The sequence below is a fragment of the Haemophilus sp. HN_Hi10 genome (assembly GCF_049821985.1).
GTDB classification, from domain to species: domain Bacteria; phylum Pseudomonadota; class Gammaproteobacteria; order Enterobacterales; family Pasteurellaceae; genus Haemophilus; species Haemophilus influenzae_D.
This window is the reverse complement of the sequence record NZ_CP187495.1, coordinates 1588268-1606286: the sequence shown is the minus strand read 5'-3', so window position 1 is coordinate 1606286 and position 18019 is coordinate 1588268. Positions and strand designations below refer to the sequence as shown.

At 39.9% G+C, this 18019-nt stretch carries 21 protein-coding genes; 8 read left to right on the top strand and 13 right to left on the bottom strand.

Annotated elements, in window-relative coordinates; all coding sequences use genetic code 11:
• Positions 1-7 precede the first annotated feature (7 nt).
• Genes ACPT8Q_RS07820 through ACPT8Q_RS07800 form a run of 5 tightly spaced genes read right to left on the bottom strand, consistent with a single transcriptional unit; the run spans position 8 to position 3610 of the window.
• On the bottom strand, positions 8-220 hold the full coding sequence (locus ACPT8Q_RS07820) for a hypothetical protein (protein WP_061671369.1): 213 nt from the start codon (positions 218-220) through the stop codon (positions 8-10).
• A 16-nt stretch (positions 221-236) separates the two neighbouring features.
• Positions 237-1112 carry an AAA family ATPase gene (locus ACPT8Q_RS07815; protein ID WP_061671370.1) on the bottom strand — a complete coding sequence of 292 codons (876 nt, stop codon included), beginning with the start codon at positions 1110-1112 and terminating at the stop codon, positions 237-239.
• On the bottom strand, positions 1109-1315 hold the full coding sequence (locus ACPT8Q_RS07810) for a hypothetical protein (RefSeq protein WP_061671371.1): 207 nt from the start codon (positions 1313-1315) through the stop codon (positions 1109-1111). Before ACPT8Q_RS07810 ends, ACPT8Q_RS07815 begins: the two co-directional genes overlap by 4 nt.
• Before the next feature lie 3 nt (positions 1316-1318).
• A complete protein-coding gene (locus ACPT8Q_RS07805) occupies positions 1319-3298 on the bottom strand; it encodes a Mu transposase C-terminal domain-containing protein (RefSeq protein ID WP_061671372.1) in 1980 nt (659 codons plus the stop codon).
• A gap of 45 nt (positions 3299-3343) precedes the next feature.
• The gene (locus ACPT8Q_RS07800) at positions 3344-3610 is read right to left on the bottom strand and encodes a helix-turn-helix domain-containing protein (protein WP_061671373.1); all 267 of its coding nucleotides are present in this window, start codon (positions 3608-3610) and stop codon (positions 3344-3346) included.
• 239 nt (positions 3611-3849) lie between these two features.
• On the opposite strand from ACPT8Q_RS07800, the gene ACPT8Q_RS07795 reads away from it, so the two are divergent.
• Positions 3850-4554, top strand: a complete 705-nt coding sequence (locus tag ACPT8Q_RS07795; RefSeq protein ID WP_061671374.1) for a LexA family transcriptional regulator — start codon at positions 3850-3852, stop codon at positions 4552-4554.
• A gap of 124 nt (positions 4555-4678) precedes the next feature.
• On the opposite strand, the gene ACPT8Q_RS07790 is transcribed toward ACPT8Q_RS07795, so the two are convergent.
• The 4 genes from ACPT8Q_RS07790 to ACPT8Q_RS07775 all read right to left on the bottom strand — a co-directional run bounded on the left by ACPT8Q_RS07790 (position 4679) and on the right by ACPT8Q_RS07775 (position 7190).
• Positions 4679-5215: a peroxiredoxin gene (locus tag ACPT8Q_RS07790; RefSeq protein ID WP_230304872.1), complete on the bottom strand. Its 537-nt coding sequence runs from the start codon at positions 5213-5215 to the stop codon at positions 4679-4681.
• A complete protein-coding gene (locus tag ACPT8Q_RS07785) occupies positions 5208-5726 on the bottom strand; it encodes a hypothetical protein (protein WP_230304873.1) in 519 nt (172 codons plus the stop codon). Before ACPT8Q_RS07785 ends, ACPT8Q_RS07790 begins: the two co-directional genes overlap by 8 nt.
• A gap of 111 nt (positions 5727-5837) precedes the next feature.
• Positions 5838-6626, bottom strand: a complete 789-nt coding sequence (locus ACPT8Q_RS07780) for a TatD family hydrolase (RefSeq protein WP_050948527.1) — start codon at positions 6624-6626, stop codon at positions 5838-5840.
• Positions 6627-6680: 54 nt separating this feature from the next.
• Positions 6681-7190, bottom strand: a complete 510-nt coding sequence (locus ACPT8Q_RS07775; RefSeq protein WP_005634038.1) for a peptidylprolyl isomerase — start codon at positions 7188-7190, stop codon at positions 6681-6683.
• Positions 7191-7292: 102 nt separating this feature from the next.
• On the opposite strand from ACPT8Q_RS07775, the gene cysS reads away from it, so the two are divergent.
• Complete coding sequence (cysS, locus tag ACPT8Q_RS07770; RefSeq protein ID WP_050948526.1) at positions 7293-8672, top strand: cysteine--tRNA ligase; 1380 nt, start codon at positions 7293-7295, stop codon at positions 8670-8672.
• Between the two features lie 74 nt (positions 8673-8746).
• Here cysS and ACPT8Q_RS07765 read toward each other — a convergent pair whose 3' ends face one another.
• Positions 8747-9613, bottom strand: a complete 867-nt coding sequence (locus tag ACPT8Q_RS07765; protein ID WP_050948525.1) for a ferritin-like domain-containing protein — start codon at positions 9611-9613, stop codon at positions 8747-8749.
• A 10-nt stretch (positions 9614-9623) separates the two neighbouring features.
• Positions 9624-10484 carry an acyl-CoA thioesterase II gene (gene tesB / locus ACPT8Q_RS07760; protein WP_050948524.1) on the bottom strand — a complete coding sequence of 287 codons (861 nt, stop codon included), beginning with the start codon at positions 10482-10484 and terminating at the stop codon, positions 9624-9626.
• A gap of 271 nt (positions 10485-10755) precedes the next feature.
• On the opposite strand from tesB, the gene nagK reads away from it, so the two are divergent.
• Both nagK and ACPT8Q_RS07750 read left to right on the top strand, forming a co-directional pair.
• Positions 10756-11670, top strand: a complete 915-nt coding sequence (gene nagK, locus ACPT8Q_RS07755; RefSeq protein ID WP_044332088.1) for an N-acetylglucosamine kinase — start codon at positions 10756-10758, stop codon at positions 11668-11670.
• 182 nt (positions 11671-11852) lie between these two features.
• Positions 11853-13292: an alanine/glycine:cation symporter family protein gene (locus ACPT8Q_RS07750; protein ID WP_050948523.1), complete on the top strand. Its 1440-nt coding sequence runs from the start codon at positions 11853-11855 to the stop codon at positions 13290-13292.
• Between the two features lie 185 nt (positions 13293-13477).
• Here the strand turns inward: ACPT8Q_RS07750 and fghA are convergent, their stop codons facing one another.
• Positions 13478-14305 carry an S-formylglutathione hydrolase gene (fghA, locus tag ACPT8Q_RS07745; protein WP_050948522.1) on the bottom strand — a complete coding sequence of 276 codons (828 nt, stop codon included), beginning with the start codon at positions 14303-14305 and terminating at the stop codon, positions 13478-13480.
• Positions 14306-14313: 8 nt separating this feature from the next.
• Positions 14314-15450 (bottom strand): S-(hydroxymethyl)glutathione dehydrogenase/class III alcohol dehydrogenase, encoded by a 1137-nt coding sequence (locus ACPT8Q_RS07740; RefSeq protein ID WP_050948521.1) that lies wholly within the window; start codon positions 15448-15450, stop codon positions 14314-14316.
• Between the two features lie 121 nt (positions 15451-15571).
• Between ACPT8Q_RS07740 and ACPT8Q_RS07735 the strand changes: the two genes are divergently transcribed.
• The 4 genes from ACPT8Q_RS07735 (at position 15572) to tatC (ending at position 17768) form a co-directional block, all read left to right on the top strand.
• Positions 15572-15979 carry a MerR family transcriptional regulator gene (locus tag ACPT8Q_RS07735; protein WP_005671199.1) on the top strand — a complete coding sequence of 136 codons (408 nt, stop codon included), beginning with the start codon at positions 15572-15574 and terminating at the stop codon, positions 15977-15979.
• 217 nt (positions 15980-16196) lie between these two features.
• Positions 16197-16424, top strand: coding sequence for a twin-arginine translocase TatA/TatE family subunit (gene tatA, locus ACPT8Q_RS07730; protein WP_021034982.1), 228 nt, complete (start codon positions 16197-16199; stop codon positions 16422-16424).
• 3 nt (positions 16425-16427) lie between these two features.
• Positions 16428-16988 (top strand): Sec-independent protein translocase protein TatB, encoded by a 561-nt coding sequence (gene tatB, locus ACPT8Q_RS07725; protein ID WP_050948520.1) that lies wholly within the window; start codon positions 16428-16430, stop codon positions 16986-16988.
• A gap of 9 nt (positions 16989-16997) precedes the next feature.
• Positions 16998-17768 carry a twin-arginine translocase subunit TatC gene (tatC, locus tag ACPT8Q_RS07720; RefSeq protein ID WP_050948519.1) on the top strand — a complete coding sequence of 257 codons (771 nt, stop codon included), beginning with the start codon at positions 16998-17000 and terminating at the stop codon, positions 17766-17768.
• Positions 17769-18019 lie beyond the last annotated feature (251 nt).

Below are 18019 nucleotides of genomic sequence, written 5' to 3'. Positions count from 1 at the left end.
CTCCCCCTTAAGCCCAATAGACCATAACGCCTTGTTCATTTGCCACGTTTCGCACAATATGTACCCCGTTTTTAAACGTAGTCATTTGCACGCCTTTTTCTTGTAAACGACGGCTCGGGTTTAAAATCACCATCTTTGGAAAACGGCCGTCTTTGCTTTCGACGATTTGTACGCCTTCACGTCTTAACGCATAGGCTACGCGGTTCATTTGTTCGCTCATTTGGGTCTCCTTTTGATTAATGGATTAACATGCCGGCGTAAGAGTTGATTAACTTCTCGTCAATCTGTTTGCCGTGCATTTCGGCGACACGGATCACACCGCGCATTAACTTGGTTAAACGGCGCGCATTGCCGTGGCTGGCTTTAAATAAAATGTCGTTAAATTCGTCCGTGCCTAAGCCGTTTTCTGCCAGTTTGTGGATATCGTCTTCGCTTAATTGGTTGCCCAAATCGCAAGCCAAGCCCACGCGGCTATAAAGTTGCGCTAATTCGCCATATTTCCCTTTTAAGTTGACTAACAGACGAGGCATACCGGCAAGCACTACACCACAACCTGTCAAGTCATGGATTCGGCGGATATATTCCAGGCTTTTGGTGCTTAATAATTCCGCTTCATCCACAATAATTAAGCGACCTTCGCCTAATTTTTCAGTGATACGGGTAAACAATTCATGGTTTGCACCGGTTTCGTTTAGCCCTAACTGGTGGCAGAGGTTTTTCAGCAACACTTTCGGGCTACAACTTGGCTCAACTTCGATAAAAATCGTTTCCGGGTTTTGGCTGACATACTGTTTTAATGCTTTGGTTTTGCCCAAGCCTGCTGCGCCATAAACCACGCTAATTTCGCCCTCTACGTGAGCGATATGCACCACATCAATGCAACGTTCTGCGGCATAAGTCGGCACAAATTCGCTGTTAAAATTGCGCTCAACCACCTTGTCTTTTTCGCGTTTGATTAAGCGATCCACCGCTTCGTCAATATCTTTGGTTACGCCTTTGTAAATGCCTTTTAAATACTGGCTAATAACGGCATTAGATTTGCCGAGAGCTTTCGCCACTTGTGTTTGGGTTAACCCTTTTTGTTGCATAAATCTTGCGAGTTGCTCTTTCATGCTAGTGCTCCAAATGTGTTTGTAATTAATCTTGATGCGTGGCAGATAAAATTGCCTTTTAATGTATAAACGGCTAAAAAGCCTTGGGCTGGTCTCACTTCAACCGTTTTGCCTTCCCATTCAATGAGCCGGTAAGCAAAATGCGGCTTCTTGTTGTATTCAACCCGTCCGCAGTGGACTTTCGTGATAGTTCGTTTTTTCATAATCTAACCTCCTGAGACTTTGCGTTGCTGTCTTCTAAGTTCGCTTGGTAACAACGCAATTTCTTCGTCCTCGTCAAAGCGGTTGACTTGTTTGGCGCGTAATCCGTGTAATAGCTCTGCGCCTTGGTTATGAGCGATACTGATGACCGGATTCAATTCCTCATTAATTTCGTCCAGTTGTTCTTGTTTCAATTTCGCACGGCGTTGGTGTCTGTCTTTACGTGCTTTTTCCACATAACTCATTGGGAAGGCGTCACGCTTGTTGCCGTCTAAAATCGCTTCACAAATAAACGCCCCGGATTCATCTCGAATAATCACCGCACTTGGGTTATGTATATCAATTGCCACCTGTACGCTTTTTCCGTCCACATCAAGCAATTTTTGGCTAAAATATTCATTGTTAAACACCGATACCCAACCGCGTTGTGCTTTGCGTAAAACACTTGGGCGGAATAAATCACGTGCTTCAATCGGGGTAATCAATAACAACTCAGTGTCGGCTAATAACTCACGGCGTTTTTGCGCAGGTGTGCAACCGATTTCGCGGTGGATATGTTCGTTGTTGTACCAACGGATCCCTTCTTCCACCGCATCAATAAACTGTTTCCAGGTTGGCAATTTACCCACCGCCCAACGTTGTTTGTTGGTCAGTTCGGTGCGCCCTTGGCGAATTGCTTTATCGAGCGAAATCACTGCCGTGGAGGTTTGTCGCACGGTGCCGCGGTCTGCGCCACGTCCGTGATAGGTTTCAAACTGGCGTGCAATGCGAATCGCTAAAGTTTGGTTCACCCGTTCGATAATCCCGCGCCCTTGTGGATTGCCCGGAATCCCTGTTTGGTGATTGATGCCCAAGCGGGGCAAAATCCCTGTAATATCCGCATCTAGCGTCCAGTTCTTTTCACCGCCACCGTTATCTGAATAATAGATAGCCGGTATGCCGTGGTTCTCAATCCCGTTACGGATAGCGTCTGCAACGGCTAATGCGTTTTCCGCCAAACTGACCGACCAACCAACGATAAAGCGGCTAGGTGCGTCCATGACTAACGTCAATTCAGGGATAAAAGGGCGACCATGATCAGGATGCTGCACTTTCATCTTCATGGAGTGACCATCACCCACCCACACATCATTCGCTTTTAACACCGACCAATCGCGCTTAACGTAAGTGTTTAAGGCGCGCAGGCTTGCACCTGTTTTACGACCAATTTCGCGAATGTGGCGTGGCAGTTTGGATAATCCGCGACGCACTCTGTCAAGGCTTGGCAAACGTGCCATCATTAATGGCTGGTCAGCATAGTGCGCCTGCCAGTGCGCTTTAAAAATTGCGTAAGCCTCGGTGACATTCACGCCATTGGTGTTGCGATAAACCACCAAAAAATCAGGCAACCACGCCAATTCTTCCAACTTTTGCGCCTGGCGTTGACCCGGTGCCAACGCACGCAATCTTTCTTCCGCTGTTTTGCATTTGTGATAATCAATCACCCACTGATTCAGGGTTCTTGGTGATAACACACGGCCGCAGTTATTGCCATTTTTGCTGTTAGCCTTGGAGACTAACGCCATCAAATCCGCCGAAATTTCACCGCACTTTGCCGCATTGCATAGGTGGGTAATGGCTTTGATGCGGCTTTGCACCTGTTCCAACTCGCCTACATAAGCCACTAAAGCCATGCGTGCGTCAGCGATTTCGCGCTGTTTGGTGGTGAGGTCGGCAAGGTTCAGATTTTTAACCGTTGGGAGTTGTTTTGGTTTTGTTGCAACAACCACTTCGGCGAATTTATTTCTAATTTCGGTTTGAAGATCCATTGGCAAACTAGCTAATTCATATTCAACTCCACCGCCTCGCCCTTGACGCTTTCTAGCCTTGCATTTATTTCGTTCAAAAAATGCCTGGATATTTTTAGGTGCTTTTGGCAAACCAGATACTCCGAATTCGGCATATTCATAAACTGAATAATGTGTTTTTAACTCTAGACCAACCATAAATGTTCCTTTTTGTATCTTTTAAGTTCAATTTCATTTATGATGTTAAAACTTATTAGTTAGGACTGGCTTTCTATTACGCTCTGCGAATCGTTCAGCCCAGATAATCTCAGGGGCGATTCCAATGGCATTGGCAACAAGTCGTTCCATTTTCGGGTAAGACTTATCAAAAACCGTTTTTAATGTGCTGTAACTCACATTGCCTTCAGCCGCTAAAGAACGTAATGTCCAGCCTTTCTTTTTAAGTTCCGCAAGGATGTCGGCTTTATGCCAATTTACTGCGGTTTTTTTTGTGCTTTCTAATACACTCATTTAATACCTCTTTTTTGTTGTATCTCTTGTGGTGTATATTAAACGTAATAGTTGCAATGTGTCAACTATTAATTCACCGTAATAGTTAAATTTTTTGAAAATTATTGTTCTTTTGTGGTCAATTTATTTAAAAACAATAACTTAAATTAACTATTACGGTTAAATAAAAATTTTATTCACCGTAATAGATTTAACAAATTAACTATTACGGCATAACTTCTACAGAGGATATGTAAAAAATGACAGAAAAAGATAACTTTCCTGAAAGAATTGAGTTTGTGATTAATCGCTTAAATGGCCCTAGTGAGTTTGCTCGTCAAACAGGCGTAACACTATCAACCATTACAAGGTGGCGAAAAGGAGAGGCTGAACCGTCTAGAACTAATTTGGTTAAGGTTGCAGATAAAGCTAATGTTAAAATAGAGTGGCTAGCGGCTGGCAGGGGTGAAATCGAACGGACAACGCCAGATGAAAAACTATACAAAATAGCAGAGCCAATGTCTCAATATTCACATAGCGCCATTGATAATGACTTTGAATTCATTGATGATTGCCGCGATGTTATTGTAACGGCGGGTTATGGCGGTATAAATGGAGATTACCCCGAAATTAAGAAAACTAAAATAGAAAGTGAATGGTTGCGCGCAAGAGGGTTAAAGGCCGAAGATTGCGGCAAATATAAAGTGTGCGGCGATAGCATGGACGACACATTAAAAGACGGCGAAGACATTATCGTCAATCATGCCAGCAAAACGTTAATTGATGGCAAAATCTTTGTTTTAAATAATCAAGGATCAATGCTGATAAAACGCATTCAACGCACATTTAGCGGAGTAGAGCTACTCAGCGACAATAGCGCATACCGCCCAATAAAACTCACAGCAGAAGAGGCGGACAGCCTGCTTGTGATTGGTCAAGTTGTGTTGGGTTACCGAAATTTTTAAACATAAATTCAGTTCTCAAGTATTACTTGATAACTCAAATTAAAAGCGGTTTTTAAAAGTGTTTAAAAACCATCTAAAAACCGCTTATTCGTATGCAAATAAAAACACAATTTTCGCCCATTTTTCACCAATCCCCACCATTTTCATTATTTACATAACTCCAACCCCTTAAAAACAACAAAGCCCCATAAACAGGGGCTTCACCGCATTTTTTCACGCCAAATTTTTTGTTTCTTTCTATGCAAATATTGTCACTACCCCACAAGCGTAATGCGTTTTGTGTGAGTTGTGTGAAGGTTTCATCGGTTAAATCTGATGAAATAAAAATTTTAATTTTGCCGTCATTAATGACAGGCTGCTCACTATAGCCGCGAACGCCAAGTAGGGTTAAAGGATTGGCGAGGTTGAGCCAAATTTTTCCTTCCATTTCTACAATATCAGCACGTTGTTGAGCAAAATGGGCTTTTACACTGCTCAAAATGCCACCTAAAATAGAAACAGCAAAATAATCTACCGCACTTTTTTGTAAAGATTGGTTATCGAAATTGACTTGTGAATAGAGCGAAATACTGTCATTCGGTGTGAATAATTTAATTTCTTCTCCGCGTAATACGGCTCGATATTTCGCTGTAAAACATTCACTTTCAGGTACGTTATACATAACGTTCCCTCAATATTGATTTTGCCTCATTTAATGTGTTAAGTTTGGCTTCAATAATGTCAAAACCATTTAAAGGGCGGTTAGAAAAAGTGGCAAATCCACAATCTGGATTTAGCCAAATTTGCTCTGGTGGAAGGTAATTTAAGGCTTTTTCTGCTCGTTGAACAATCTGATCTACGGTTTCTACCTCATCAGAACGAGGATTGATGACGCCTAAGCCTAAAATACATTTTTGTCTTAAGATTTCACTTTCTAACAACGAACTTAATTCTCCCGCTCTTGGCGTAGAAAATTCGAGCATTAAAATATCAGGTGCCGATTCAAATAAATCCACTAGTGATGTATAAGGCTCGCGCAGTAATACGCTTTCATCTTTGCTCCAGTTGCCACGGCATACATGTAATGCGGTTTTGATATTTTTATTTCTTGCATACTCAAAGATTTGAGTAATTAAACGTTTTGCAAATTGTAGTTCCGCTAACTTTCTCACCTGAGTATAGATTTGCGACATAATATATCCTTATTGTGTGTTGAGAAAAACTTTCTACGAGGCGGATATTATTATGCTCAGTTTCTTTTTTCTAGTATTTAATTCAAAGTAATTTCAGTAATGTGACGTGGATCAAGAAAAAATCTGGCAAGCATTTTCCCACGTGACTTTTTTAATCAATTCAGCAGGTTCATTTCTTAAGACACAAAGGGCTTTGAAACTTTCCACAATACGTTCTGGTCGATTAGGTTGGCCTTGAAAACCAAATACAGGCATATCTGGACTGTCTGTTTCCAACACTAAGGCGTCAAGTGGTAGTTTTGCAATCGCTTGACGAGTTTTATTGGCTCGTTCATAAGTGATGGTGCCGCCAACTCCGATTTTATAGCCTAAATCAACAAAGCGTTTTGCTTGATCGTAGCTTCCTGAAAAACCGTGTACCACGCCAAGTTTAGATAATGGAATACGTTTTAAAAAAGTAAAAATTTGATCATGGGTTTTTCGACTGTGAATATTGACGGGTAAATTAAATTGTTTTGCCAAATAAAGTTGGCTTTCAAAAAAATGACATTGTTTTGCCCAAAGTTCATCGGTGAGCAAATCGGGAATCGCACGTTCCAAACCAATTTCTGCCACCGCCGTGCAATTTGTATCACGATTTTTTAAGGCTTGTTCTAACAGCATCAAATCATTTTCGGCGTGTTCTTTAATATAAAGAGGATGTAGCCCAAGCCCATAGTGCAAATTATCAGGAAAAAGTGCGGTCATATTTTGGATTGTTTTAAAATCAGCTTCTTTCACCGCCACAATCAGTATTTTTTGCACATCGGCTTGCTTAGCATTATCAATAAGCTGTGACAAAGGTTCCTCAGTAAACTGTTGGAGATAATCGAGATGCGTGTGAGTGTCGAAGAAAGGCATGGGCATTTTCCTTTAGGTCGATAAAAAATGGCGGAATTCATCCGCCATTTGCCATTATTCTACTGAAACCGATGTAATCACTACATCTTCAGTTGGAACATCTTGATGAAAGCCTTTGTTGCCTGTTTTCACTTTTTTGATTTTATCAACAACATCCATCCCTTCAACCACTTCGCCAAATACTGCATAGCCCCATTCTTGAACGACTTCACGACCAAACATTTCTTTTGAACGATAATTTAAGAAATCATTGTCTGCCACGTTAATGAAAAATTGTGCGGTCGCTGAATGTGGATCTGAAGTGCGTGCCATTGCAATGGTTCCACGTTTGTTACTTAAACGATTGTTCGCTTCATTTTGAATTGGTGCTTTGGTTGCTTTTTCGCGCATACCGCTTTCCATACCGCCACCTTGAATCATAAAGCCATCAATAACACGATGAAAAATTGTGTTATTATAAAAACCGTCTTTGCAGTAATTTAAGAAGTTTTCTGCTGTAACTGGAGCTTTATCAAAATCCAATTTAATTTTAATGTCGCCAAAATTTGTGTGTAATGTAACCATTTTGTTTTCCTTCTAAAAAATTAAGGGCTGTATTATTCCACAATCGAGGTAAAAGTGCTATAAAAGTGCGGTTTGTTTTTATTTCATTTTACGAGCTTAAAAATGCTAAAAATTTTCAATACCTTAACGAGAGAAAAAGAAATCTTTAAACCTATCCACGAAAATAAAGTGGGAATGTATGTTTGTGGTGTCACTGTTTATGATTTATGCCATATCGGTCATGGACGCACTTTTGTGTGTTTTGATGTGATTGCCCGTTATTTGCGTTCTTTGGGTTACGATTTAACTTATGTACGTAATATTACGGACGTAGATGACAAAATTATTAAACGTGCGTTAGAAAACAAAGAAACCTGCGATCAGTTAGTGGATCGCATGGTGCAGGAAATGTATAAAGATTTTGATGCACTTAATGTATTACGCCCTGATTTTGAACCTCGTGCGACGCATCATATTCCAGAAATTATTGAAATTGTGGAAAAATTAATTAAACGCGGACATGCTTATGTTGCGGATAATGGGGACGTGATGTTTGATGTAGAAAGCTTCAAAGAGTACGGCAAATTATCCCGTCAAGATCTTGAGCAATTACAAGCTGGTGCACGTATTGAAATCAATGAAATCAAGAAAAATCCAATGGATTTCGTGCTTTGGAAAATGTCAAAAGAAAACGAGCCAAGTTGGTCTTCTCCTTGGGGTGCTGGTCGTCCAGGTTGGCATATTGAATGTTCAGCGATGAACTGCAAACAGCTTGGCGAACATTTTGATATTCACGGTGGTGGCTCTGATTTAATGTTCCCACATCACGAAAATGAAATTGCACAATCTTGCTGTGCGCATGGTGGCCAATATGTGAATTATTGGATCCATTCCGGCATGATTATGGTGGATAAAGAAAAAATGTCGAAATCCCTCGGCAATTTCTTCACAATTCGTGATGTATTAAATCACTATAATGCAGAGGCTGTACGTTATTTCTTATTAACGGCACATTATCGTAGCCAGCTCAATTATAGCGAAGAAAACTTGAATTTAGCACAAGGTGCGTTGGAACGTTTATACACGGCTTTACGCGGAACAGATCAAAGTGCGGTTGCTTTTGGCGGAGAACATTTTGTAGAAACTTTCCGTGAAGCAATGGATGATGATTTTAATACGCCAAATGCACTTTCTGTTTTATTCGAAATGGTGCGTGAAATTAATAAGTTAAAAACAGAAGATGTTGAGAAAGCCAATGGACTTGCCGCGCGTTTGCGTGAATTGGGGGCGATTTTAGGATTACTTCAACAAGAACCAGAGAAATTCTTACAAGCAGGTTCTAACGATGATGAAGTGGCAAAAATTGAAGCACTGATTAAACAACGCAATGAAGCCCGCGCTGCTAAAGATTGGGCCGCTGCAGATGCTGCGCGTAATGAGCTTACCGCTATGGGCATCGTATTGGAAGATGGTGCGAATGGAACAACTTGGCGTAAGCAATAAATTCAAACGTTAAATCACTTTCATTAAAAAGACTAAGTTCAGAATGTAATAGAACTTAGTCTTTTTATTTTTCATCATTTCTTAATATAGGATTTCAATGTTTGTTCCACTTCATAAATCCAATCCAACTCATGCTGCGTGAAACCCGCTTGAATACGAGCATCGGTATTAATGACACCTTTAAAAATTACAATACGATATTTGTGTAACAGTTCAGTAAAGCATTTCATCGCATCTAAACCCCGTTTTTTAGAAAGGGCGTGATACCAATGATTGCCGATATACACATGGCCAATTTCATCACGCAAAATAATATCCAAAATGTTCACTGCGGCAAAATCTTTACGTTGTGCGATTTTCTCTTGCAGAACAGGTGTTGCATCGAGGCCTCTTGCTTCTAATACACGAGGAACTAACGCCATTCGTTCCCAAATATCGTGTGCAGTGGCTTGCGCCATTTCCCATAATCCAGCATGGGCTTCAAAATCCCCATATTGATAACCCAATGTTTTCAAATGTTCATTGACTAAGGAAAAATGCGTGCTTTCTTCACGAGCGACACGCAGCCAATCTTTCACAAAAGCCAAACCATTGCCAAGTTCTTCTTGTGCATTCCGCCCGAATCGCCAAGCTGCATCTAAACCTAAATTAATCGCATTAAACTCAATATGTGCGATAGCGTGCAATGTGGCTGCATAGCCTTCTTCTGTGGCAAAAGAACGTTTTGGCACATCTTTCGGTGCAACTAAGAGCGGTTTTTCAGGAAAAGCGGCAATATTATCTTGCGGCACGACTTCGGGAAAATCTTCTAATTTAATCAACTGAATTTGTGGCAGAAGATTATCGTAGAGATCATTGACTAAACGACATTTTTCTTGTGGATTTGCTGTTTTCAGCGCAGTTTCAACTTGTTGCCAAAATTGTGTAATAAGTGCGGTCATTTTTTCTCTCTTATTCGCTAAAACGGATCAAGCCTTCTTGTTGTGTTGTTGCGATTAATTGACCATCTCGCGAGAAAATCTGCCCTTGAGCCAAACCACGACCTCCAAAGGCATTATTGCTTTCAATTGCGTGCAAATGCCAGTGATTTAAATCAAACGGACGATGGAACCAAATACTATGATCAATGGTTGCCACTTTCATTCCTTTTTGTAAAAAGCCTTTTTCGTGCGGATGAAGTGCGGTCAAAATACAGTGAAAATCGGAAAAATAAGCCAATAAACATTGCTGAATTTTTATATCAAGCGGCGTTTCACCATTGGTTTTAAACCAAGAATATTGCTCGGCTGGCAATTTTGTCCCGTTAAATGGGTTATTCAAATATTTTGTTCTCACCTCAAATGGACGCTCTGCTGCAAATTTTTCATTGAGTGGTTCTGGCAAGGTTTGAGCTACTTTTTGTAGCATCACATTTTCATCCGCAAAGTCTTCAGGCTCACCAACATTTGGCATTGTATTTTGATGTTCAAAACCTTTTTCAGGCACTTGGAAAGAAGCGGTTACATGACAAATGGTATTTTTATGTTGAATGGCTTTTACGCATAATGCAGAAAAGTTACGCCCTTCACGCAAGGTTTCTACATCGTAAATAATCGGATATTGACTGTCTCCCGGAGCAAGAAAATAGGCATGACAAGAATGTAAAATACGATCTTCTGGCGCGACCTGCATTGCCGCTGATAATGCTTGAGCTACAACTTGCCCACCAAATACTTGGCGAAAACCTAAATTTTGGCTTTCTCCACGAAAGATTAAATCATCAATTTTTTCAAGTTTAAGAAGATGAATAAGGTTATTGAGAATATCTGACATATTGCTTTCCTTGAAGATACGATAAAAGTGCGGTTATTTTAGCGGAGATTTTGGGGAATGCCAAAGTTGGAAACAAAAAGCCTGCGATATAAAAAGGTTGAATGCTTATATTCATAATATCTTTTAGATTTGAGACTTGCTATTTTGAGTAATTAATAGCATTATTTTGATCTTTTTGAAGAAAAAGGCGATCTTTGTCATAAAATAATGATTTAAGTGCGGTTAAAATTTTGCCTAATTTTAACCGCACTTCTTTATACAGGAGCAGATTATGTATTATGGTTTAGATATTGGTGGCACGAAAATAGAGCTTGCCGTATTCAATGAAAAATTAGAAAAATTATATTCTGAACGGGTACCAACACCTAAAACCGACTATGAAGAATGGCTTAACACGATTGTGGATTTAGTGAATCGTGCTGATGAAAAGTTTGGTGAGGTGGGCACCGTAGGTTTGGGCGTACCTGGTTTTGTTAATCAACAAACTGGATTAGCCGAAATTGCCAATATTCGTGTGGCAGATAATAAACCAATTTTATGCGATTTGTCTGCGCGTTTGGGCCGTGAAGTGCGGGCAGAAAATGACGCAAATTGTTTTGCGTTATCTGAAGCATGGGATACGGAAAATCAGCAATATTCAACTGTACTTGGTTTAATTCTTGGGACTGGTTTTGGTGGTGGCTTTGTCTTAAACGGTAAAGTTCATTCAGGTCAAGTGGGAATGGCGGGAGAGCTTGGTCATTTACAATTAAATTATCATGCTTTGAAATTATTGGGATGGGATAACGCCCCAATTTATCAATGCGGTTGTGGTAACAAGGCTTGTTTGGATAATTATCTGTCTGGTCGCGGTTTTGAAATGCTTTATCAAGATTTGAAAGGCGAAACATTATCTGCTCGTAAAATTATTGATTTGTTCTATCAAAGCAATGAAAGTGCGGTAGATTTTGTGAATCTTTTTGTTGAGTTGGCGGCGATTTCTATTGGCAATATCATTACGGCATTTGATCCTCATATGATTGTGTTAGGTGGTGGATTATCTAATTTTGATTATCTTTATGAGGCTTTACCAAAAGCGCTTCCGCCTCATTTGATGCGAACCGCAAAAGTTCCGCCAATTAAAAAAGCGAAACACGGCGATTCTGGTGGTGTGCGTGGTGCGGCAGCGTTGTTTTTAACCAAATAATTCAACAAACTAGTGGGTGTATTCAAATAATACGCCCTTTATTTTGGAAAATATTTAGAATATTGTGAATTTATTAGATTTTTTCTTGTTTGTGTTTCTTTTCTCTAGAGAAATTATTAAAAAATCTCGCCTTTTCATTGAAAAGCCATACAATCAAATTATTTATCGCTTGAGGGATGATTATGGAATTTGAATTTTCAAAAATGTTAGAAGAAGTGCTAACTTGGATAGTCGCACACCTTGATGGACCTTTATGGGATGCCACCATTATTATTTTGCTTGGGACTGGTCTATTTTTTACCATTACAACAGGATTTGTGCAGTTCCGTTTATTCCCTGCAAGCCTTCGTGAAATGTGGTTTGGTCGTTCGGTGGAGGGGAGTTCATTAACACCTTTCCAAGCGTTTACAACAGGTCTTGCGAGCCGCGTTGGTGTGGGTAACATTGGTGGGGTTGCAACGGCAATAGCCTTAGGGGGCGAAGGCGCAGTGTTTTGGATGTGGGTAACGGCATTTATTGGTATGTCGAGTGCTTTCGCTGAATCGACCCTTGCTCAATTATTTAAAATTCAAGATAAAGATGGATCATTCCGTGGCGGCCCTGCTTATTATATTGTACAAGGTTTAAAATCACGTTGTATGGCAGTGGCTTTTGCGCTTGCATTAATTTTTACATTTGGTTTCGCATTTAATTCTGTGCAGGCGAACTCTATTGTTGAAGCGACGAGCAATGCGTGGAATTGGAAAGGAGAATATGTCGGCATTTCATTAGTAATTTTGACCGCACTTATTATTTTCGGTGGCGTTAAGCGTATTGCGATTATTTCAAGCAACCTTGTACCAATGATGGCACTTTTCTATTTGATTATGGCGGTGATTATTCTTGGTATGCATATTGATATGATCCCTTCCGTGATTCATCGTATTGTTCAAAGTGCATTTAGTTTTGATGCTGCCGCTGGCGGAATGTTTGGTGCATTGGTATCGAAAGCAATGATGATGGGGATTAAACGTGGTTTATTCTCAAACGAAGCGGGGATGGGATCTGCGCCTAATTCGGCTGCAGCAGCTCACGTTAAGCATCCAGTTAGCCAAGGTTTAGTGCAAATGCTCGGTGTGTTTGTTGATACAATGATCGTTTGTACTTGTACTGCCGTTATTATTTTGCTTTCCAATAATTATGGTAGCGAAACGCTCAAAAGTATCTCACTTACGCAAAATGCTTTGCAATACCACATAGGTGAATTTGGGGTGCATTTCCTGGCGTTTATCTTATTGTTATTCGCTTATTCTTCTATTATTGGTAACTATGCTTATGCGGAAAGCAATATCCGTTTTATAAAAAATAAACCTTGGTTTGTCTTGTTGTTCCGTTTAATGGTGCTATTTTTCGTGTATTTCGGTGCGGTTCGCTCTGGTAATGTGGTGTGGAATTTTGCAGATACGGTAATGGCAGTCATGGCAATCATTAACTTGATCGCAATTTTGATGTTGTCGCCAATCGTATGGAAATTAATGAAGGATTATCAACGCCAGCTTAAAGAAGGAAAAACACCAGAGTTTAAGATTGACGACCACCCTGAATTGCGTAAGAAAATATTTGATTCCCGCATTTGGAAATAAAGATAAAATGGCTACAAAGAAATGCTCTGTCTTTCCAAAGGATTAGATTCTTATTTAAAGAAATATTTTTGATATTGTTTCAGGCTTGGTCTTTTTAGTTTAGATTAAATAAACTTTTGCCGGCACTTTTTACCGCCCTCGTGCCGGCTATTCCAAACTGCGTTGAAAACTGACCGCTCTTTGACTTACTTCAAAAATGCGGCGTGATAGGCAATATGCTCGCCAATAAAACTGGCGATAAAGTAATAGCTGTGATCGTATCCTTTATGGAAACGCACATCTATAGGTTGATTTGTCGCACGACAGGTTTCGATAAAATCTTCGGTACGCAATTGTGTCGGCAAAAACTCATCTTCCAAGCCCTGATCAATACGCATACCTTGCACTTTATAGTCTTGTTGAATAAGCGAGCTGGCATCATATTGCTGCCATTTTTCGCGATCTTCCCCTAAATAAGCAGTAAAGGCTTTTTCTCCCCAAGGCACGAGGCTTGGCGATAAAATAGGCGAAAAAGCAGAAACACTTTGATAACGTTCTCGGTTTTTCAGTGCCAATACCAATGCACCGTGTCCGCCCATTGAATGCCCCATAATGGAACGTTTGCCATTGGTAGGGAAATTTGCTTCAATCAAATCAGGCAACTCGTTCAAAATATAATCATACATTTGATAATTCGTCGCCCAAGGCTGCTCGGTCGCATTCAGATAAAAGCCTGCACCCTGCCCTAAATCGTAAGCCACATCGTTCGGCACTTGCTCTCCGCGAGGGCTGGTATCGGGGGCAACCACAATCACTTGATGTTCTGAGGCATAACGCTGAAAGCCTGATTTGGTAATGAAATTTTGTTCAGAGCAAGTTAAGCCTGAAAGCCAATAAATTACGCCAAGCGGTCGATTTTCTGGATTATTTGGCAAATAGACGGCAAATTTCATTTCGCATTGCAACATTTGGGCATTATGCGCCCAAACTTGCTGTGAACCGCCAAAAATTTGATGTTGTTCAATCAGTTTCATAACGTACCTTAGTAATGAATAACTGTGCGGATCGATTTACCTTCGTGCATTAACTCAAAGGCTTCATTGATTTGATCGAGTGGCATTGTGTGAGTCACAAACGGTTCTAACTGAATGTCGCCTTTCATTGAATCTTCCACCATTTGCGGAAGTTCAGAGCGACCTTTCACACCACCAAATGCACTGCCTTTCCACACACGGCCTGTTACCAATTGGAACGGACGCGTTGAAATTTCTTGTCCTGCACCCGCTACGCCGATGATGATAGATTGCCCCCAGCCACGGTGAGCACTTTCTAATGCTTGACGCATTACGTTTACGTTGCCTATACATTCAAAGGTATGGTCAATGCCCCATTTGTTGATGTCTAACAGCACATCTTTGATCGGCTTATCGTAATCGTTCGGGTTTAAACAATCCGTTGCACCAAACTGTTTTGCCAAATCGAATTTTGCAGGATTTGTATCAATAGCAATAATACGCCCCGCTTTGGCTTGACGTGCACCTTGCACCACAGCTAAACCAATCGCTCCCAAGCCAAACACTGCCACTGAGTCGCCTTCTTGCACTTTTGCTGTGTTATGTACCGCACCAATACCTGTAGTAACGCCGCAGCCGAGCAAACATACTTGTTCATGGTTCGCTTCTGGGTTGATTTTTGCCAGTGAAACTTCTGCAACAACAGAATATTCACTGAAAGTTGAACAGCCCATATAGTGATAGATAGACTGACCTTGATAAGAAAAACGCGTCGTACCATCTGGCATTAAACCTTTACCTTGCGTATCACGTACTGAGACGCATAAGTTGGTTTTACCCGAGCGGCAAAATTCACATTCGCCACATTCAGCCGTGTAAAGAGGAATGACGTGATCACCCGGTTTTACGCTTAACACACCTTCGCCAACCGCAACAACAACACCCGCACCTTCGTGTCCTAGCACCACTGGGAATACCCCTTCAGGATCGCTTCCTGATAACGTAAATGCATCAGTATGGCACACGCCCGTGTGAGTGTTGCGGATTAACACTTCACCTTTGCGTGGCATTTCTACGTCAATTTCCACAATTTGTAAGGGTTGGTTTGGTGAGAATGCCACCGCCGCACGAGATTTGATGGTTGAGTTGATTTGTTTAATTTCCATTGTTTTCCTCTTAATTCATTGACAAAGGTGCCTTGCCTAAGCAAGATAGCAACAGTTTACACTTTAGAGTTCACTCTAAAGCAAGTGTTTTTTACCATTTTTTGTTTAAAGGGAATAAAAAGTGACTTACACCACCGCTAAAGCTGCTGAAAAAATAGGCATTTCCGCCTACACCTTACGCTTTTATGACAAAGAAGGCTTGTTACCTAATGTCGGACGTGATGAATACGGTAATCGCCGTTTTACCGATAAGGATTTGCAATGGTTAAGTTTATTACAATGCTTGAAAAATACGGGAATGAGCTTAAAAGATATCAAACGCTTTGCGGAATGTACTATCATTGGCGACGATACTATTGAAGAACGCCTGTCCTTATTTGAAAATCAAACAGAAAATGTGAAGTGTCAAATTGCCGAATTAAAACGCTATTTAGACTTACTGGAATATAAGTTAGCATTTTATCAAAAAGCGAAAGCATTAGGCTCGGTGGAAGCCGTGAATTTACCGCAGATTCCTGAAACAAGCTAAAAGGATAAAAGTGGTTAAATCACAGAGTTAGAAGAAAAATACAATTTTTAGAGATAGATAAATTTTAACTTTTTTATTACATAAATAAGTTAAAAATCAACTTTTATGATTAAGATCAGGATAACATAAAAATAATCTCCGATAGCTATTGTTCTAAATGGCTAAAAAGAGTATATTCCGAGCCAAATTTTTTCTTTTTTACAGAACGGAGTTTATTATGTTTGGTTTGTCCCCCGCTCAACTGATTATTTTATTAGTCGTTATTTTATTGATTTTTGGCACGAAAAAATTAAGAAATGCCGGCTCAGATCTTGGCGCAGCAGTGAAGGGTTTCAAAAAAGCGATGAAAGAAGATGAAAAAGTAAAAGATGCAGAATTTCAGTCTATAGATAATGAAACAGCTTCTGCAAAAAAAGAAAGTATAAAAGAGAAAGAACAGGCTTAATCCGTGTTTGATATTGGTTTTTCAGAACTTATTTTGCTAATGATTTTGGGATTAGTTGTATTAGGCCCGAAACGTTTGCCTATAGCAATTCGCACTGTAATGGATTGGGTAAAAACGATTCGTGGTTTAGCTGCTAACGTTCAAAATGAGTTGAAACAAGAGCTAAAATTGCAAGAATTACAAGATAGTATTAAAAAAGCGGAATCCCTTAACTTGCAAGCCCTTTCACCAGAATTGAGTAAAACGGTGGAAGAATTAAAAGCTCGAGCAGATAAGATGAAAGCGGAGCTAGAAGATAAAGCGGTTCAAGCTGGTACAACGGTGGAAGATCAAATCAAAGAAATCAAAAGTGCGGCTGAAAATGCAGAAAAGCCTCAAAATGCAATCTCAGTTGAGGAGGCTGCAGAAACTTTATCTGAAGCAGAAAAAACACCTACAGATTTGACCGCACTTGAAACTCACGAGAAAGCAGAACTGAACACACATTTATCTAGCTATTATCCTCCTGATGATATTGAAATCGCTCCAGCGTCAAAATCTCAATCTTCAAAAACTAAATCATAGCGAGTTTTTATGAGTAATGTGGATGAATCTCAACCTTTAATTACGCACCTTGTTGAGCTAAGAAACCGTTTATTACGCTGTGTAATTTGTGTGGTATTGGCTTTTGTTGCTTTGGTGTATTTTTCCAATGATATTTATCATTTTGTTGCAGCACCTTTAACGGCTGTTATGCCAAAAGGCGCAACAATGATTGCAACCAATATTCAAACTCCTTTCTTTACGCCAATTAAATTAACTGTGATTGTTGCAATTTTTATTTCTGTTCCTTATTTGCTTTATCAAATTTGGGCTTTTATTGCACCTGCTTTATATCAGCACGAAAAACGGATGATTTATCCGTTGTTATTTTCTAGTACGATTTTATTTTATTGCGGTGTTGCTTTTGCTTACTATGTCGTCTTTCCTTTTGTATTCAGCTTCTTTACACAAACAGCCCCAGAAGGTGTTGCCATCGCAACAGATATTAGTAGTTATTTAGATTTTGCTTTGGCGTTATTTTTAGCTTTTGGCGTTTGTTTTGAAGTGCCAATTGCGATTATTCTACTTTGCTGGACTGGTGTTACCACTGTAAAGGCTCTTTCCGAAAAACGCCCTTATATTATTGTTGTGGCATTTTTTATTGGAATGCTTTTAACGCCTCCTGATGTTTTTTCACAAACTTTGCTTGCCGTACCGATGTGCTTGCTGTTTGAGCTAGGTCTATTGGTTGCTCGATTTTATCAACCAAAAGACGATGAAAGTGCGGTTGAAAATAATGATGAATCAGAAAAAACACAATGATGAATTGAGTTGTTAATAGTATGGGGGCTTTGCCCCCGTTTTTATTATATTGATATAACCCTAATTTTGTTTTTTTCATAAAACATATTTTCGTAGTGATTTACTAGAAATATGATTTGTAGTCTGTTCTATATTTTTATTGAAAATATCATTACCTGATGGTTTTCTGTCGTTTTTTATTTTTTATCTAATGAATACGATATTTTTTTAGATAATTTCTTTACTTTTTCCTTTTCTTTAAATTTCCTTTA